The organism is Mesorhizobium sp. M4A.F.Ca.ET.050.02.1.1 (assembly GCF_003997725.1).
In the GTDB taxonomy this organism is placed as follows: Bacteria; Pseudomonadota; Alphaproteobacteria; order Rhizobiales; family Rhizobiaceae; genus Mesorhizobium.
This window is the reverse complement of sequence record NZ_RZSG01001480.1, coordinates 1-496: the sequence shown is the minus strand read 5'-3', so window position 1 is coordinate 496 and position 496 is coordinate 1. Positions and strand designations below refer to the sequence as shown.

Sequence of the window (496 nt, the reverse complement as noted above, 5' to 3'; positions counted from 1 at the left end):
CGTCAAGCACGGCTTCACTCATGCCGCGCCCCCGAGATAGGCCTCGATGACGCGTTGGTCGCGCGCCACCTCGTCGGCGGTGCCCTCGCACAAGAGCTCGCCGCTCGCCATCACCAGCACGCGGTGGCAAAGCCGCGTCACCATGTCGATGTTGTGCTCGATCAACAGGAAGGTGATGCCGCTCTCGTTGATGTCGCGGATGCGGTCGATGATGACCTCGAGCAGGGTGGCGTTGACGCCGGCCGCCGGCTCGTCGAGCAGGATGATCGCCGGGTCGGCCATCATCACGCGGGCGAGTTCGAGCAGCTTGCGCTGGCCGCCGGAAAGCACGCGTGCCGGCTCGTGCGCCAGCCGGGTCAGCGAGACGAGTTCCAGCAACTCGGCGGCTTTCCTCGCGGCGGCTCTCTCCTCGGCGGCGACCCGCCACGGCGTGAGGAAATTGGCAAGCAGCCGCTCGCCGGTCTGCCCTTGCGCGGCAAGCATGACGTTCTCGATC

The 496-nt window shown here is 67.7% G+C and carries 1 protein-coding gene; it reads right to left on the bottom strand.

Going from position 1 to position 496, the window contains the following annotated elements; translation table 11 throughout:
- Window positions 1–18 precede the first annotated feature (18 nt).
- Window positions 19–496, bottom strand: a 478-nt coding sequence (locus EOA33_RS38245; RefSeq protein WP_145989622.1) for an ATP-binding cassette domain-containing protein, incomplete at its 5' end; no start/stop codon positions are given.